Below are 15,761 nucleotides of genomic sequence, written 5' to 3' on the forward strand. Positions count from 1 at the left end.
CGAGAGAACGCCAGATCCCCAAAAGAATCTGATGCATCCCGTCCTGACATCTCCGGAGTGTTTTGGGAAGGACTAACTCAACTCATATCAGCGAAAGTAAGCAACTCTCCCTAAGTCGGGGTCACGCCAGCCGGACGAGGGCCTGGGCCTTCATGAGGACCTTCTGGCCGTCGAACACGACGGAGAGGTCCACGCGCGCGGTCCGCGATTCGGCATCCAGCGCTCCGACAGCTCCGCTGACGTCGATGACGGCACCGGCGGCGCCGGTTCCCGTGGTGTCCGTGACCAGCACCGGCTTGGTGAAGCGGGTCTGGTAGTCGACGACGGCGGCCGGGTCACCGGCCCAGTCGCTGACCAACTGCACGGCGGCCCCCATGGTGAACATGCCGTGGGCGATGACGCCGGGCAGTTCGACGCCCGTGGCGAAGGCCTCGTTCCAGTGAATGGGGTTGAAGTCGCCCGAGGCGCCTGCGTACTTGACCAGGTCCTGCCGGGTCACCTCGATGCTGCGGCTGCCGATCTCCTGACCGACACTGAGTTCTTCGAATGTGGGGCTCATGGCTACTGTCCCTCTCCGCGGACCAGGATGGATGACTTGGTGGTGGAAACCGGCTCGCGCCCGTCCCCGTCCGTCAGGGCGAAAATCTCGCTGCGCGTGGTGATCATCGCACCGCCGCCCATGGCGCGGACGCCGTCAACGTGCAGTTCGGCCACGAGCCGGTCCCCCGCAAAGATGGGGCGGTGGTGGGTGAAGCGCTGGTCGGCGTGGACGACGCGGGAGAAGTCGATGCCGGCCTCCGGATCCTCGATCAGCTGGGCGTCGGCGCGCTGGGCGATGATGATCGCAAACGTGGGCGGTGCCACCAGGTCGGGATGGCCCAGGCCCTGTGCGGCGTCAACATCGAAGTGGGCGGGGTGGGTGGCCTTGACGGCGCGGGCGAACTCGCGGATTTTCTCGCGGCCGACGTCGTACACCTCTGCGGCAGGGTAGCTGCGCCCCTGCAGGTCCGGATTGATAGTCATGGGTTCAAGCCTATCGGGGCCGGCGTAGGGGCCGGATTCGTGTCGTTATTTCCGGATGTTCTTCCGGACACTTTGACCGCGGACCACCAAGCCGACGATGTGCAGCACCAGCCCCAGTCCGATGACGGGCAACGCGGCGGTCATGAGGCCCGGGTTGCCGGTGGCGTTACCCGCCACCGTGAGGATGAGCCCGACGGCGATGAGACCCATCGCGGTGAAGACCAGGATTTTGTAGGACGTGGGTGCGGTGACCCAGAATTCGTGCAGCACCGGTCCAGTTTACCCAGTCGCGACTGCACGCCCCGGAAATGAACCCTCAGAAAAGGGCTTCCTGGACCGCCGGCACCTCCGAGCTGTACTCCCCCGGTTCCACCAGCCGTCCCTTGAGCAGCCCGAGGTTCACCACGAAGTCCAGCCCGGTCCCGTCCAGGCCGGCCAGCCCGTAGCTGCCGCAGAGGGCCGCGAGGGTAAAGCCGTGGCTGCCGCCGTCCATTCCGTGCGGGTATGCGTGCCGGGCAGCGGCCGTGCATAGCGGCGCGGCCTGCGCCGGGCGGATCCACTGCTCATCCATAGGGGCGAAACCTCCGACGGCGGTGCTGGCCAGCAGGGTGCGGACGTCTTCCGCCCGGCGGCGGTTCAGGAGGTTAAGCTCGACGCCGGGACGCGGGTCCGTCAGGGCTGCGGCCTTGGCCGCGCCGCGCACCTGCTGGGAAAGCCCCAGTCCGCTCGTGGCCAGGTCCTCGAGGATGCGGACGACCCGTCCGTCCTCCGCCAGGGCCACGTAACGGGCAACGACGGCACCCTGCTCCGCCAGCCGGTTCCATTTGCGCGGCTGGGAAGCTGTGCCGATTTTGCTGGCACCGTTGGCGAACGTGGCCACATAGAGCCAGTGCGGCTGCATCAGGTAGTCCCGCAGGCCGGCTGGGACCCGTCCGCCGCGGTGGAAGTCGTGGATCAGCCGGGTATCGTCTGCCAGCCGGCAGGTGCCGCACTGGCTGCCGTGGACCGCGGGGCCACTGTCCGGGCAGGAAACGTGCCGGCGCTCGGCCGCGGAGAAAACCCTGGTGTGGCCCAGGCAGTGCTTGACCCGGTCCGTCACCCGGAACCCGAGGCGGGTGCCGGCGTCGAGCGCCGTCTCACTGAACGCCCCGGAAAGGTGCTGGAGGCGCAAAACCGGCCGGCCGCCGTCGGACGTTGTGGATATGGCCGGTGGCCCATCCCAAAAGACCCCGTGCACCAGATAGCAGGTATCGGTCACGGGGTCTCCTGGTAGTGCTGCTGCCGGTTACGGCGCGGGGTTCACGCCAAACGCCACCGCGAGCTTCATGATCTTCTCTGCGCGGCCGAGACGGGGCAGGTCGGAGCCGTCGCGGATGACGCGGCCGTTGGCCTCGAAGTCGGACATGAAGTCGGTGGCCCAGGCGACGTCCGACGGCGTGGGGCTGATGACCTCGTTGATGACGCTGGTCTGGTCGATGGCCAGGCAGAGCTTGCCGGTCATGCCCATCATCACGGTAACGCCGGTCTGCTCGCGCAGGATGGGGTGGTTGGTGCCGACGGTGGGTCCATCGATGGGGCCCGGCAGGTTGCCGACGCGGCTGGCGACGACGAGCTTGGCGCGCGGGTAGGCCATGGCCTCCTGCGTGTTGGCCATGCCGGTGTCGCGGCGGAAGTCGCCCGAGCCGAAGGCCAGGCGGAAGGCGCCCTGGGCCTTGGCGATGTTGTTGGCCTCTTCGATGCCGAGCGCGGATTCGACCAGCGGGATGACCGGGGTCTTGCCGTCCATGCGGTGGAAGGACTCGGTCACTTGGTCGGCCGACTCGGTCTTGGCCAGCATGACGCCGAGCAGGCCGGGTGTGCCGCGCAGGCCGGCGAGGTCCTCGGCCCAGAACTTGCTGGTGGCGTCGTTGATCCGGACCCAGGCCTGGCCGCCCCCGGACAGCCAGTTCACGACGTTCTCGCGGGCGACGTCCTTCTGCGAGGGGTCCACGGCGTCTTCGATGTCCAGGATGATCGAGTCCGCGCGGGACACGGCGGACTGGTCGAAAAGCTCTGTTTTCATTGCGTTGACGAGCAGCCACGACCGGGCGATCTCGGCGGGGATGTTGCGTTCTTGCCGGGTGATCTCGGCGGTGGAAGTAGACGTCATGGATCTACCGTATCGGGCGCGCGCCCGTATGCGCGACGCAGACCGGTTCCGCCAGGCGACCAATACGAACAAAAAGCGGAAGTTTAGCGCCTCGCGGACGGATCCGCGCCGCCATCCGTCATGGAGTTTCACCGGCCTCAACGGGGCGCCTCATGACGCGCTGTTGCACCGTATTTCCGCGGATTTCCAACGGTTTCCCGGCGTGACCCGGTCACTTTTCTGCGCCGTCCGGGTGCGCTTACATCGATCCATCGGCCATTGCAGCGGCCGGCAAGAACCTGGCTCACCAGCCAAATCGATCCCTGTAAGGAACCCCAATGAAACGACACCTGACCATCCTGAGTGCTGCGGCCGCCGTCGTCATCGCCCTGACGGTGTCCGGCTGCGGCGGGAGCGCCGCCGGCGATGAGGCAGGCGCCGCCGGGGCTTCCGGCGCCAACGAAGTCAAGGAGCTCCGCTACCAGGGCTGGGCCAACAGCGTCACCCTTCCCGAGCTGGCCCAGGACCTCGGTTACCTGGGCGACGTCAAGCTGAACTGGGTGGGCAACACCATCAGCGGACCGCAGGACATCCAGTCGGCCGCGACCGGCCAGACGGACTTCGGGGGCGCGTTCGCCGGCGCCGTCGTGAAGCTCAAGGAGGCCGGCGCCCCGGTGAAGGCCGTCATCAACTACTACGGCGAGGACAGCAAGACCTTCAACGGCTTCTACGTAAAGGAAGGCAGCCCGATCAAGACCGCCCGGGACTTCATCGGCAAGAAGATCGCCGTGAACACCCTTGGCGCGCATTCAGAGGCCGTCATCAACACCTACCTCCGCAAGAACGGCCTGAGCTCCGAGGAGATCAAGCAGGTCCAGCTCGTGGTGGTACCGCCGAACGACACGGAGGAGGCCATCCGCCGCGGCCAGGTGGACGCGGGCTCCCTGGGCGGCATCCTGCAGGACAAGGCCGTCGCCAACGGCGGGCTGCGCTCCATCTTCAGCGACTACGAGCTGCTGGGCACCTTTGCCGGCGGGCCCTACGTCTTCCGCGAAGACTTCCTGGCCCAGAACCCCAACACGGTCCGGACCTTCACCACCGGCGTGGCTAAGGCCATCGAGTGGGAGCGGTCCACGCCCCGCAAGGAGGTCATCGCCCGGCTCACCAAGATCCTCAACGAGCGCGGCCGCAACGAGAACCCTGCCGCCCTGCAGTACTGGAAGAGCGTCGGCGTCCCGGCCAAGGGCGAGATCAAGGACGAGGACTTCACCCGCTGGGAGGAGTACCTGAAGTCCGCCGGCATCATCAAGTCCGACCTGGACGCCAAGAGCCTGTACACCAACGAGTTCAACGGACTCCTGACCGATACCAAGTGAACCAAGTGACCGCCCGATCCAAAGTAACTACAGCACTAAGTGAGGAAAGAACGATGACTGCCATTACCGAAACAAAGCTCGAATTCTCCAAGCTGGGCTCCCGCATCGGCGCCGAGATCCGAGGCCTGGACCTCAGCGGAGACCTGTCTGCGGAGACCGTGGCACAGATCCGTGCGGCCCTCAACGAGCACAAGGCCCTCGTGTTCCGTGAAGCCAACATCCTCTCGGACGAGGCCCAGGTGAAGTTCGCCAGCCACTTCGGCCCGCTCACCAAGGCCCACCCCACCGTGGCGTCCGTTGAGGGTGAGGAGAACGTCCTGCCGGTGGACAGCGAGAACGGGTCCGCCAACAACTGGCACACCGATGTCACGTTCGTGGTCAACCCGCCGCAGGCATCCACCCTGCGCAGCATCGACCTGCCGGCCTACGGCGGCGAGACCCTGATCGCCTCCTCCGCCGGCGCCTACCAGGACCTGCCGGACGAGCTCCGCAACTTCGCCGACACCCTGTGGGCCATCCACACCAACGACTACGACTACTCCGTGCCCAAGAACCTGGAGCACGCCAACGCCGAGGAGCGCCGCAAGGAGTTCACGCGGCTCAAATTTGAGACCGCCCACCCCGTGGTGCGCGTCCACCCGCTGACCGGCGAGCGCGGACTGTTCATTGGGGGCTTCGCGCAGCGCCTGCGGATTGTGGGCCTGTCCAACACCGAATCCAAGGATATTCTCCGGCTGCTCCAGGCCTACGTCACCCGGCCGGAAAACGTGCTTCGCGTGAACTGGGAGCCCAACCAGCTGGTGCTGTTCGACAACCGGATCACGCAGCACTACGCGCCGGACAACTACGACGGCCAGCCCCGCAAGCTCAACCGCGTCACCATCGCCGGGGACATTCCGGTGGGTGTGGAGGGCAAGCAGAGCCAGGCCCTGAAGGGCGATGCCTCCACGTATTCGGAGATCGCCCCGCTGTAGGGCCGTTTTTGCCCAAACTGGGTCGCAGTTGATGTCGTTTTGAACGTTCATAACGACAACAACTGCGACCCAGTTGGGTTTAAGGGATGTTGCTCCCCCGGGCCGTGGTCCAGAGCCGGTACCACTCCTCGCGCGTCATGGTCTGCGCCACGCGGGAGGCGCCGGCGCAGGCCCGGATCCGGTCCGGGTTCGCCGTGCCGATCACCGGCGCGATGCCCGCCGGATGCTTCATCAGCCATCCCAGCAGCACGGCCTCACGGGTGGTGTCCCGCTCCCGCGCCATGTCGGAGAGCAGCTGCGCCGTGGCCGACTCCGCAAGCGTGGGCCGCTCGGGCGGGTTGCCGGTGTAGTGGCCGCGGGCCAGTGCGCCATAGGCCTGCAGGGTGATTCCCTGCCGGGCGCAGTACTCGAGCGTCCCGTGCGGAAAGCTGTAGTCCGCGGCGCCCGGGTGGTTGACCAGAACGGTGCTCTCCAGCCAGTCCCGCTTGAGCAGGCTCAGTTCGAGCTGGTTGGCCACCACGGGCGTCTCGAGGCTGTCCTGCAGGAACTCGATCTGCGCCGCCGACATGTTGGACACGCCGAGCGCGCGCACCTTGCCCTCCGCCATCAGCTTCCCGACGGCGGCCGCCACCTCCGCGGGGTCCATCAGGGGATCCGGGCGGTGCAGCAGGAGGATGTCCACGTAGTCGGTGCGGAGCCGTTCAAGGCTGCCGTTCACACGCTCGATGATGGCGTCCGCACTCAGGTCGTAGTGGGTTTCCAGCCCCCGCTCGTTCAGCCGGATCCCGCATTTGGTCTGCAGCTGGATGCGCTCGCGTAGCCCGCTGGTGCCGGCCAGCACCTCGCCGAACACGGCCTCGGCCTTTCCGTACCGGTAGATGTCGGCGTGGTCGAACAGGGTGACGCCGATGTCCAGCGCGGCTTCCACGGCCGCTGCTGCATTCTCGACGTCGGTGATCTCGTGCGGTTCAGGGGACCAGTCCCCGCCCAGGCCCATGCAGCCGTAGAGAAGCCGGCCGTTCGCGACGGCAGTTTGTTCAGTCATGGCATCACTCTTTCACTTGTTGCCGGCTCCGCCCAGAGGGCATCCCGGAGACCGTCCCCGGCCGGGTGGTTAAACGGAACGCTGGCGGGCCCCGGGCAGTAAAATCCCGGGGCCCGCCAGCGGCGTGTTAGTCAGCCGGCAATCAGCGCAGCCAGGCCGTGGTGTTGGCTGGCAGCTTGCCGCCTTCCAGCGGTCCGCTGCTTACCAGCACGGTGCCCGCGGGAAGGTCGACGGCGGTGTCCCCGAAGTTGGTGACGGACTGCCAGCCGCCGGGGCGGCTGAAGTGCAGGACCTCCGGGTTTCCGGCGTCGATCCATTCCAGTTCTTCGGCGGCCTGCAGCTCGCGGCGGAGCTTCAGGGCAGTGCGGTAGAGCTCAAGCGTGGAGCCCTGGGTGCCGTCCTGTGCCTCGACGGCGTAGCCGCTGAACCAGTCCGGCTGCGGCAGGTGCGCTCCGCCGTCGCCGAACCCGAATGACGTGCCCTCCACAGACCACGGCAGCGGCACGCGGCAGCCGTCACGGCCCACTTCCACTCCCCTGTTGCGGAAGAACGACGGATCCTGGCGCTCGGATTCCGGGATGTCCGCCACTTCCTGCAGGCCCAGTTCCTCGCCCTGGTACAGGTAGGCCGAACCGGGAAGCGCGAGCATGAGGAGGCTTGCGGCGCGGGCACGGCGCTGGCCGAGCTCGATGTCGAGTTCCTCCTTGGGTCCGCCGGCCAGCAGCCATGCCTTGCCGTCCTGGCCCTTGGCGTGCTTGCCCTTGGAGCCCTTGGGCAGGCCGTAGCGAGTGGCGTGCCGGACGACGTCGTGGTTGGAGAACACCCAGGTGGAGGAGGCTCCGGTGGCGGCCGCCTCGGCCAGGTTGCGGGTGATGATCTCGTGGAACTCCTCGGCGTCGAAGTCCGCCTGCAGGAGGTCGAAGTTGAATGCCTGGCCCAGGCCCTCGGGGCTGGCGTAGCGGGCGCGGCGGGTGGCGTGCACCCAGGCCTCGGCGACGGCGGTGCGCGGCGGGTTGTACTCGTTGAAGACTTCGCGCCACTCGGCGTAGACCTCATGCACCTCGTCGCGGTCCCAGAAGGGGTGCGACCCGTCGGCGAAACCGTCCGTGCCGGTGTTGGCGGCGCTCAGCTCCAGCTTGGAGAGCAGCGGCTCGGTGAGGTCCTTGGTGAGCGCGTGCGCCACGTCAACGCGGAAGCCGTCCACACCGCGGTCGGACCAGAAGCGCAGGGTCTTGAGGAAGTCGTCGCGGATCTCCCGGTTGGCCCAGTTCAGGTCCGGCTGCTCCTTGGCGAAGATGTGCATGTACCACTGGCCGGGGGTGCCGTCCGGTTCGGTGATGCGCTCCCATGCGGAACCGCCGAAGACGGAGTCCCAGTCCGACGGCGGGAACTCCCCGTTGGGGCCCTTGCCGTCCCGGAAAATGTAGCGGTCCCGGGCCGGGGAGCCCTTCGGGGACGCGAGGGCTTCCTTGAACCATTCGTGCCGGTCCGAGGAGTGGTTCGGGACGATGTCCGCGATCAGCTTGATGCCGGCGGCGTGCAGGGCGGCGGCCATCTCGTCGAAGTCCTCAAGGGTGCCGAGCTTCGGGTCCACGTTGCGGTAGTCGTCCACGTCGTATCCCCCGTCGGCGAGCGCCGAGGGGTAGAACGGGCTGAGCCAGACGGCGTCGATTCCGAGCGCCTTCAGGTAAGGGACCTTGGCCGTGATGCCCTTGATGTCGCCCAGGCCGTCACCGTTGGAGTCGGAGAAGCTGCGGGGGTAGATCTGGTAGACGGACGCCTGGCGCCACCAGTTCGGATCGGCCAAACGGTCGGAATCAGACAGGGTTGCCAGCGTGGCGGTGGTGGACAAGGGATGATCCTTTTCTTGTGGTTGGGGTTGTTGCTGGACTGGTTTTGATGGGTCTACTTGACGGCCCCGCGCATTACTCCGGACAGTACCCAGCGCTGGGCGAGGATGTAAACCACCAAAGTGGGTGCCATGGCCATGAGGTAGGACGCGAATGCGAGGCTGTAGTTGGTGTTGAACTCTCCCTGGAAGAGCATCTGCACCACGGGGAGGGTCTGCAGGGACGGGTCGGCGATCATCATCTGCGGCAGCAGGAAGTCGTTCCAGGAGCCGAGGAAGGCGAAGATGCCCACGGTGGCGTTCATGGGGGCCAGCAGCGGGAAGATGATCTTGCGGAACACCTGCCAGGTGGTGGCGCCGTCGAGCCGGGCTGATTCCTCAAGCTCCACCGGGATGGAGCGGACGAAGGCGATGTACAGCAGGGTGTTGAAGGAGATGCCACCCAGCACGTGCAGGAACACCACGCCGCCGGGGTTGTCCAGGCCGAGGAGTGCCGTCTGCTTGATCAGGGGCAGGATGATCACCGGGAACGGGATGAACATGGCCGAGAGCAGGTACACGAAGGAGCCGCGGAAGAATTTCCGGTTCCAGTTCCTGGCGATGGCGTAGGCCACGAGCGAGCTGCAGGCCAGCGACCCCAGGACGCTCAGCACGGTGACGAACGCCGTCGACATGAATGCCCGCGGGAAGTTCGTGGCCTCGTAGGCGGCGCCGAAGTTTTCCCAGTTCATGGGGCTGGGCCATGCCAGGCCGGTGCCTCCGATCTGGTCCGGGGACTTCAGTGCCATGGCCACGGTGAAGTAGAGCGGGAGCAGCACGGTCAGGGAGGCCACGAGCATGAGCGCGGTGAGCCACCAGTTGACCTTGTAGCCCTCGCGGCCGGAACGGCCCTTCCGGCGGAGCGGGCTGGCTGAACGGCCTGGATTGCCTGTGCGGCCGGCGATTTTTGAACTGCCGGCGTCGTTTGAACTGCCTGGGCGGCGGGCGGTCAGTGGAGAAGCTGTCATTAGAGTGAAACCCCCCGGCGCTGGATGAGGCGCAGCTGGATGACGGAGATCAGCAGGGTGATCAGGAAGTAGATGACCGCGTTGGCCATCTGGTAGGAGTAGTCCCCGCCCGTGAAGCCGGAGAAGATGCGCATGGCCACGGACTGGGTGGCCATGCCGGGTCCGCCGCCGGTGAGGCCCACGATAATTTCGTAGGTGCCCAGGAATCCCTTGAAGCCAAGGATCACGTTGATGACCAGGTATCCGAGGATGAGCGGCAGCGTCAGGCTCACGAACTGCCGGAAGCTGCCGGCGCCATCGAGATCCGCGGCTTCGTAGACCTCGGACGGGACGCTCTGCAGCCCGGCCAGGTAGATGATGGTGGCACCGGGAGCCGCCTGCCAGACCGTGACCAGCACAATGGCCAGCCAGGCGAGGTTCTCGTTGGCCAGGATGCTGGTGGCCAGCGGTGTCACGCCGAAGCGGTCCGCCAGCACGGGCAGGGTGTTGGAGAACAGGTAGTTGAACACGAAGGACACCACCAGCGCCGAGAGCACCATGGGGATGAAGAAGACGGTGCGGATGCCGGTGCGCCACTTGATTTTGGCGTTCAGGCCCAGGGCGATCGCGAGGGCCACGATGTTGACCACCACGGTGGTGGTCAGGGCGAAGACGAACGTAAAGATGTAGGACTGCAGGATGGCCGGGTCACGGAAGATATTGACGTAGTTGGACAGTCCGATGAACTTCCAGTCACCGTAGCCGGCGTAGTTCGTGAGGCTGAAGAACACGCCCACGAGGGCCGGCAGGGTGATGAAGAAGGCGAACAGTGCCAGGACCGGCACCACCATCCAGTAGTAGGCGGGGTCGATGCGGCCCTTGGCGCGGGCGGCCGGGGCTTTCAGGGCTACGGCCGCGGGCGGGGCTGTCTGCGGCAGCTCTGAGGTTGTAGTCATTGGGGGCTCCTGGATTCGGGCGGGTCAGACCGCGGTGCGCTCGGCGACGCGGCGCCATTCGTCGTCGAGGGCGGAAAGGAACTGTTTGCCGTTCTTGCCGTACACAAAGGACTGGACGTAGTTGTACAGCGGTACCGACGGCGGGAAGTAGGTGGTTGCCCCCTGGTAGTACCGTCCCTCCCGCACAGAGGCGGCGAGGCCGGTGATCTGGGGGTTGTCGACGGCGGGTGCCCCCTTGAGCGGCGAGAACGCCGCGTTCTTCCCGTTGTAGGCGTTCACGACCGAGGGGTCCAGCAGGTAGCTGACGAACCGGCGCGCGGCGGCCATGTTCGGGGTGTTGCGGGTGATGGAGAGGGCCATGTCCACATTTACCCGGGCCTTGGTGTCCGCGGGGTTGTTGGTGACCGGCAGCGGGAAGCTGCCGAGCGGGACGTTCTTGTTCGCGGCCACGAGCTGGGACAGCGCCCACGGACCCTGCAGGTACATGGCTGCCTCGCCCTTGGCGAACGCCGCATTGCCGTCCGCGTAGTTCTTGCTCGTGGCGCCCTTCTGCGAGAAGGCGGCCAGCTCAAGCATCTTGGGAAGGACCGGGCCGAAGTTGCTGGTGAACGATTCCTTGGCGTCTGCGCTGATGTCGGCGCCCTTGGCGGTGAGCCTGGCGAAGAAGTCCGCGATGTCCAGGGAGCCGCCGGCGACGTAGTCGAACATGCCCTGGCCGAGGGTCCAGTTGTCCTTGAAGGTGCCGTAAATGGGCGTGATGCCGGCAGCCCTGAACTTTCCGCAGGCCGCGACGAACTCGTCCCACGTGGCGGGAACCTGGACGCCGTGGGCCTCGAAAATATCGCGGTTGTAGATGACCCCGGCGGCGGCCAGGGAGAACGGCAAGGCGCTGGTTTCGTGCCCGTTGTACTGTCCCCATGAGCTCACCAGATCCTGGATCTTGGGGTCGATCGTGGCTGCCGCCGGCAGGTCGGAGAGGTCGGCAAAGACGCCCTTGCGGACGAAGTCGGCGGTGGCCTGGGCGAAGCCGCGGGTCACGACGTCGGGCGGGTCGTTGCGGACCAGGCCGGGAACGAAGTTGCCCTCATTGAAGTCCTGGATAACGCGGATGTCCGGGTTGAGCGCCTCGAAGTCCTTGATCACCTGGTTGAAGTAGGCCACCACCTCGGGCTTGTTCTGCATGAAGCGCAGGGTGGTGACGCCGTTCTGGCTGGATGCAGCGGGAACAGAACCGCAGCCGGCCAGAGGCAGGACGGCCGCTGCGCCGGCAAGACCCGCGGCCTTAAAGAGCGCGCGGCGGGTGAGCGGAGTTTCGCGGCCGGCGCGGGAACGGGGTGGAATCCGGTTCACAGTGCTGGGGCCAGGGCGGAAAACAGGCGGGTGGCTGGCCGTTGAGAGGCACGGCGACGGCGGTACAAGGGGCTGTTCACAGTTGCTCCTTTGCAAAAGGCTGAGGAAAAAGCTGGAAGGAAGATCCCGTGGCCGGCGGCCGTCCGGCCCACGGGGAGAATTTATATGGAATCTAAATTTAGTTCCTCAAGTATTATGTGGGGCAGAGCACAAGGAGGTCAACACCATGTCCGAGATGACGGCGGCAACGCCCCAGCTGCTGCGCCGCGTGAGTGCGGGAGCGGTCCTGGATTTCATGCGTGCTTCGGGCGCGGTGACGGTTACCGACGTCATCCAGGCCACGGGACTGACCCGGGCCACCGCGATCTCCGTGTGCGAGGACCTCATGCAGCGGGGGTGGATCACCGAACTGGAAAACCAGCGCGCCTTTGGCGGCTACCAGAAGGGACGCCCGGCCCGCCGCTTCGAACTCAATGAGCGGGCAGGCTACGTCCTGGGCATGGACGTCGGTTTCTCCAAGGCGACCGTGGTGGTGTCGGACCTTCGCGGCAAGGCGCTTGGCCGGGCCAGCCAGCCCTTTGAGATTGAGGACATCTCCCCCGCGGAACGCGTGGGGGTCATTGACCAGGCCGCCCTGATGGCGCTGGACAGTGTGGGAGCCTCCACCGACTCGGTGCTGGCCGTGTGCGCCGGCATCGCCGCACCGGTGGACCGCAAGGGCAACGTGCTGGCATCACAGCACTTCTGGGGGCTGTTCGACGTCGGCCTCAGGTCCGCGCTGGACGACCTGCACGGATGGACCGTGCTGCTGGAGAACGACGCCAACCTCGCCGCACTTGGGGACCGGTGGCGGGGCGCGGGCGCGGGTGTGGACGACGTCGTCGTCATCCTGGCGAGCGAGCGCTTCGGTTCCGGCGTCATCGAAGGCGGCCGCCTGCTGCACGGCAGTGGCGGCGGCGCGGGGGAACTTGCGTACCTGGACCTGCTGGAAGGCGTCGGCGACACCTACGGCATCGCGACCCTGGCGCGAATCTGGGCCGCGGAGGTGCTGGAAGGCCCCGCCAAGACGTCCCTCCGTGCACATGCGGCCACGGGGGCGGAGGCGGAGCACGTCTTTGCCGCGGCCGCTGCCGGCGACGCCGAGGCGCTGAAGATCCTGGACCGGCTGGCGGACAGGATGGCCCGGGTCATCGGTTCGGTGGCCACCATGGTCAACCCCGAACTCGTGGTGATCGGCGGTGCCGTCGCCAACTCCGCGGGAGTCCTGCTCGAGCCCATTGCCGCCCGGCTGCCGGAGTTCACAGCCACCCCGCCGCGCGTGGCGGTCTCGCCGCTGGGCGACTCAATCGTGACCGTGGGCGCAGTCCGCCGGGCCCTGGACTACGTGGAGAAGAACTCCCTCGACCTGGTGCTCAACGTCCCGGCGTAACTGTCCACGACCTGCGCGAACGTACACTTGTGGCCCCAAAAACACCCTGATTTGGGGCCACAAGTGTACGTTCGCGCTTGGCTCGGCTGGCGCTTACTGCAGGGCGTCGAGCGCGGCTGCAACGGGCTGGGCGCCGTCGCGGAACTCGATGGTCCGGCCGGCGGTCCCAGGCCAGTCCAGCACTGCCGCAGCCACGATCGCCACGTTGGCTCGGGACGTGTGGGTGCCGGCGCTGGTGTCGGCAGGATTCACGTCGATGAGCCCGTTTCCCGGGCCCTCGGTCAGGGAGCCTGGCCCCAGTATGGTCCAGGCGAGCTTGGTGCCACGGAGATACTCGTCCGCGGCGGCCTTCGCCTCGGCATAGGGCCGGAAGCTGTGTCCCTCGGGAATCCCGTGGTCCGGCCCGGCGCCGAAGTAGGACACCATCACATACCGCCCGACGCCGGCCTCCGCGGCAGCGTCCATGGAACGGATGGCGGCATCCCGGTCCACCGCGTACGTGCGGGCCGGGTTCCCTCCCCCGGCACCGGCTGACCAGACCACGGCGTCGTGGTTCCGGAGCGCGGCGGCGATGTCCGCCGTCGTCGACTTTTCAACGTCCAGGACCGACGGCGATGCACCGGTGGCGGCGACGTCCGCCGCGTGGTCAGGGTTCCGGATGAAGGACGTGACGCTGTGTCCCTGTTCCGTCAGGAGGGCGGACAGTTGCAGGGCCACCTTGCCGTGGCCGCCGATGATTGCGATGCGGGTCATGTCCCCATTGTGTCCCAGGCGGGGACTCCCGTCCGGTTCAACCCCGGTTCATCCCCGCCCCGGTTCATCCCGCCCGGTTGGCGTAGCGGAGGAAGACCGTGCCGTTGCCGAACCGCCGTTCCTCCAGCAGCTCGAGCCCCAGGCGGACGTCATCCGGGAGGAAGCGCTTGCCGCCGCCCACGGCCACGGGTGTGAGGAACATCTGGAACTCGTCCACCAGACCGGCACGGATGGCCTCCGCGGCAATCTCGGGGCCGCCGATTGCCAGGTCCCGGCCAGCCTGCTCCTTGAGCCGAGCGACGGCGTCAGCGCTGAACTCCCGCTCGATCCGGGTCCGGGCAGTGGACACGTCCTGCAACGTGCGGGAGTAGACCACCTTGTCCGCCGCCTGCCACTGCTCCGCAAAGTCCCGGATGTACGCCGGCACCTCACCGAAGGACTCCGGGTGCTCCCAGACCGCCAGCACCTCGTACATCCGGCGTCCGAACAGGTAGGTTCCGACCGTTCGCTGCAGCCCGTTGAGGAAGGAATGCACCTCGGCGTCCGGCTCGGCCCAGTCGAAGTTGCCCTCCCGGTCCGCCATGTACCCGTCAACAGAGATGAGTCCCGAATAGATCAGTCTGGCCATGCCGGCTCCCGTTGTCCGCCCGTGGTGTGCAGTCCGACCCTAGGTTCCTGCCGCCCGGACCGCAACGGTTCCGGGACATTCCCAGCGTTCGCACAGGATTGGATCAAGACCTGATCAAGGATCCGGTTCTCCCCTGTTTCGGCTGCCATGCTGGTTGACGCATCAAGCAATCTGTACCGTTCAGGAATCATCATTGGGGGAATCATGCCACTAGGCACGTTCAATCACGCACGCCCTTCTCAGGCCGCCAGCCCGTTCAAAAAGGCCCGACGACGGGTGGCTGCCATCGCTGGGTCCGTCACGTCCGGCCCTTGGGTCAGGACGCTGTCCACGGCCGCCGTGACCGCCGGCATCCTGCTCACCGGGCTGGCCGTCCCCGCGGAGGCTGCCTCGTACTATTCCGCGCCGCTGCGCACCGCCGCCCGTGCCCTCACGGTGAGCGCGGAGAACAACGCCGGCTATGACCGCACGCGCTATTTCGGCAGCTGGCTGGACACCAACCGTGACTGCCAGAAGACCCGGGCGGAGGTCCTGCTCCAGGAGGCAAAGGCAGCAGCGACGTACACCACCTCGCGGCGCTGCACCGTGCGCACATCCCGCTGGATCACCCGGTGGGACAACCGCACGCACTATCTGGCGTCGGCCGTGGAGATCGACCACACCGTTCCCGTCCACGAGGCATGGGGATCCGGCGCCCGTTACTGGTCGCAGGCGCGCCGGGTGGCGTTCTACAACGACCTCGGCGACACCCGCTCCCTCAACGCGCAGACGGCGTCGCTGAACTCAGCCAAGCAGGCCAAGGGGCCGGAGGCGTGGATGCCGCCGGCGAACAGGTGCGAGTACATCGGCAACTGGATCGCGGTGAAGATCCGCTGGGGCCTGCGGGTGGACAGCGCCGAGAAGGCAGCCCTGATCCGCTACGCCGACTCCTGCGCGAACGTGCGCATCAGCGTCACCAGGGTCTAGGCCTGCGCGGGCCTGGGTCTGAGCCAGCACGCAGCTGGGGCGCTTTGGTGCGGGACTCGCCGGCCGCCGTCGTTATGACGACGACGGCGGGCCCAAAGTGCCCCACGACGGCTTGGGGGTCCCGGGCCCACAATCGAGTAGGAGGGCCGGGTTTCCCGGCCCTCCTCTCACACCACCGTACGTGCGGGCCTCGCATACGGCGGTTCGCTGATATGAGTTGAGTTAGTCCTTCCCAAAACACTCCGGAGATGTCAGGACGGGATGCATCAGATTCTTTTGGGGATCTGGCGTTCTCTCG

The 15,761-nt window shown here is 66.7% G+C and carries 16 protein-coding genes; 4 read left to right on the top strand and 12 right to left on the bottom strand.

Annotated elements, in window-relative coordinates; genetic code table 11:
* Positions 1–121: 121 nt before the first annotated feature.
* From ACFTR6_RS21620 to ACFTR6_RS21640, 5 genes are read right to left on the bottom strand one after another with little or no spacing between them, the layout of a single operon-like run.
* On the bottom strand, positions 122–559 hold the full coding sequence (locus ACFTR6_RS21620; protein ID WP_076801138.1) for a MaoC family dehydratase: 438 nt from the start codon (positions 557–559) through the stop codon (positions 122–124).
* Positions 560–561: 2 nt separating this feature from the next.
* Positions 562–1,023: a MaoC family dehydratase N-terminal domain-containing protein gene (locus tag ACFTR6_RS21625; RefSeq protein ID WP_003803911.1), complete on the bottom strand. Its 462-nt coding sequence runs from the start codon at positions 1,021–1,023 to the stop codon at positions 562–564.
* 45 nt (positions 1,024–1,068) lie between these two features.
* The gene (locus tag ACFTR6_RS21630; protein WP_076801136.1) at positions 1,069–1,293 is read right to left on the bottom strand and encodes a DUF3188 domain-containing protein; all 225 of its coding nucleotides are present in this window, start codon (positions 1,291–1,293) and stop codon (positions 1,069–1,071) included.
* A 46-nt stretch (positions 1,294–1,339) separates the two neighbouring features.
* Positions 1,340–2,281: a DUF2797 domain-containing protein gene (locus tag ACFTR6_RS21635; RefSeq protein WP_377959422.1), complete on the bottom strand. Its 942-nt coding sequence runs from the start codon at positions 2,279–2,281 to the stop codon at positions 1,340–1,342.
* A gap of 27 nt (positions 2,282–2,308) precedes the next feature.
* The gene (locus ACFTR6_RS21640; protein ID WP_076801132.1) at positions 2,309–3,172 is read right to left on the bottom strand and encodes a CoA ester lyase; all 864 of its coding nucleotides are present in this window, start codon (positions 3,170–3,172) and stop codon (positions 2,309–2,311) included.
* Positions 3,173–3,489: 317 nt separating this feature from the next.
* Between ACFTR6_RS21640 and ACFTR6_RS21645 the strand changes: the two genes are divergently transcribed.
* Entirely contained in the window at positions 3,490–4,527 is a 1,038-nt protein-coding gene (locus ACFTR6_RS21645) for an ABC transporter substrate-binding protein (protein ID WP_377959423.1), read from the top strand.
* Positions 4,528–4,580: 53 nt separating this feature from the next.
* A complete protein-coding gene (locus ACFTR6_RS21650) occupies positions 4,581–5,501 on the top strand; it encodes a TauD/TfdA dioxygenase family protein (RefSeq protein ID WP_377959424.1) in 921 nt (306 codons plus the stop codon).
* A 79-nt stretch (positions 5,502–5,580) separates the two neighbouring features.
* Here ACFTR6_RS21650 and ACFTR6_RS21655 read toward each other — a convergent pair whose 3' ends face one another.
* The 5 genes from ACFTR6_RS21655 to ACFTR6_RS21675 form a co-directional block, all read right to left on the bottom strand.
* The gene (locus ACFTR6_RS21655) at positions 5,581–6,546 is read right to left on the bottom strand and encodes an aldo/keto reductase family oxidoreductase (RefSeq protein WP_377959425.1); all 966 of its coding nucleotides are present in this window, start codon (positions 6,544–6,546) and stop codon (positions 5,581–5,583) included.
* A 142-nt stretch (positions 6,547–6,688) separates the two neighbouring features.
* The gene (locus ACFTR6_RS21660; protein ID WP_377959426.1) at positions 6,689–8,398 is read right to left on the bottom strand and encodes a glycoside hydrolase family 13 protein; all 1,710 of its coding nucleotides are present in this window, start codon (positions 8,396–8,398) and stop codon (positions 6,689–6,691) included.
* A 53-nt stretch (positions 8,399–8,451) separates the two neighbouring features.
* Positions 8,452–9,402 (bottom strand): carbohydrate ABC transporter permease, encoded by a 951-nt coding sequence (locus ACFTR6_RS21665; protein ID WP_236782983.1) that lies wholly within the window; start codon positions 9,400–9,402, stop codon positions 8,452–8,454.
* Positions 9,402–10,337 carry a carbohydrate ABC transporter permease gene (locus tag ACFTR6_RS21670; RefSeq protein WP_377959427.1) on the bottom strand — a complete coding sequence of 312 codons (936 nt, stop codon included), beginning with the start codon at positions 10,335–10,337 and terminating at the stop codon, positions 9,402–9,404. The genes ACFTR6_RS21665 and ACFTR6_RS21670 overlap by 1 nt, the downstream gene beginning before the upstream one ends.
* 24 nt (positions 10,338–10,361) lie before the next feature.
* Entirely contained in the window at positions 10,362–11,687 is a 1,326-nt protein-coding gene (locus tag ACFTR6_RS21675) for an ABC transporter substrate-binding protein (protein ID WP_377959428.1), read from the bottom strand.
* A gap of 226 nt (positions 11,688–11,913) precedes the next feature.
* Here ACFTR6_RS21675 and ACFTR6_RS21680 point away from each other — a divergent pair, with 226 nt between their 5' ends.
* Positions 11,914–13,116, top strand: coding sequence for an ROK family protein (locus ACFTR6_RS21680; protein WP_377959429.1), 1,203 nt, complete (start codon positions 11,914–11,916; stop codon positions 13,114–13,116).
* A 93-nt stretch (positions 13,117–13,209) separates the two neighbouring features.
* Here ACFTR6_RS21680 and ACFTR6_RS21685 read toward each other — a convergent pair whose 3' ends face one another.
* Positions 13,210–13,869: an SDR family oxidoreductase gene (locus tag ACFTR6_RS21685; RefSeq protein WP_377959430.1), complete on the bottom strand. Its 660-nt coding sequence runs from the start codon at positions 13,867–13,869 to the stop codon at positions 13,210–13,212.
* A gap of 64 nt (positions 13,870–13,933) precedes the next feature.
* Positions 13,934–14,497 (bottom strand): dihydrofolate reductase family protein, encoded by a 564-nt coding sequence (locus tag ACFTR6_RS21690; RefSeq protein ID WP_377959431.1) that lies wholly within the window; start codon positions 14,495–14,497, stop codon positions 13,934–13,936.
* A gap of 276 nt (positions 14,498–14,773) precedes the next feature.
* Here ACFTR6_RS21690 and ACFTR6_RS21695 point away from each other — a divergent pair, with 276 nt between their 5' ends.
* Positions 14,774–15,463, top strand: coding sequence for an HNH endonuclease family protein (locus ACFTR6_RS21695; protein ID WP_377959432.1), 690 nt, complete (start codon positions 14,774–14,776; stop codon positions 15,461–15,463).
* Positions 15,464–15,761 lie beyond the last annotated feature (298 nt).

The organism is Arthrobacter sp. NPDC057009 (genome assembly GCF_042673905.1).
GTDB lineage: Bacteria > Actinomycetota > Actinomycetes > Actinomycetales > Micrococcaceae > Arthrobacter.

Excerpts from the sequence above, each read along its gene's own strand:
- ACFTR6_RS21625 (WP_003803911.1), bottom strand. The coding sequence starts at position 1,023 with ATGACTATCAATCCGGACCTGCAGGGGCGCAGCTACCCTGCCGCAGAG.
- ACFTR6_RS21670 (WP_377959427.1), bottom strand. The coding sequence starts at position 10,337 with ATGACTACAACCTCAGAGCTGCCGCAGACAGCCCCGCCCGCGGCCGTA.
- ACFTR6_RS21685 (WP_377959430.1), bottom strand. The coding sequence starts at position 13,869 with ATGACCCGCATCGCAATCATCGGCGGCCACGGCAAGGTGGCCCTGCAA.
- ACFTR6_RS21650 (WP_377959424.1), top strand. The coding sequence starts at position 4,581 with ATGACTGCCATTACCGAAACAAAGCTCGAATTCTCCAAGCTGGGCTCC.
- ACFTR6_RS21690 (WP_377959431.1), bottom strand. The coding sequence starts at position 14,497 with ATGGCCAGACTGATCTATTCGGGACTCATCTCTGTTGACGGGTACATG.
- ACFTR6_RS21680 (WP_377959429.1), top strand. The coding sequence starts at position 11,914 with ATGTCCGAGATGACGGCGGCAACGCCCCAGCTGCTGCGCCGCGTGAGT.
- ACFTR6_RS21640 (WP_076801132.1), bottom strand. The coding sequence starts at position 3,172 with ATGACGTCTACTTCCACCGCCGAGATCACCCGGCAAGAACGCAACATC.
- ACFTR6_RS21665 (WP_236782983.1), bottom strand. The coding sequence starts at position 9,402 with ATGACAGCTTCTCCACTGACCGCCCGCCGCCCAGGCAGTTCAAACGAC.
- ACFTR6_RS21645 (WP_377959423.1), top strand. The coding sequence starts at position 3,490 with ATGAAACGACACCTGACCATCCTGAGTGCTGCGGCCGCCGTCGTCATC.
- ACFTR6_RS21655 (WP_377959425.1), bottom strand. The coding sequence starts at position 6,546 with ATGACTGAACAAACTGCCGTCGCGAACGGCCGGCTTCTCTACGGCTGC.
- ACFTR6_RS21620 (WP_076801138.1), bottom strand. The coding sequence starts at position 559 with ATGAGCCCCACATTCGAAGAACTCAGTGTCGGTCAGGAGATCGGCAGC.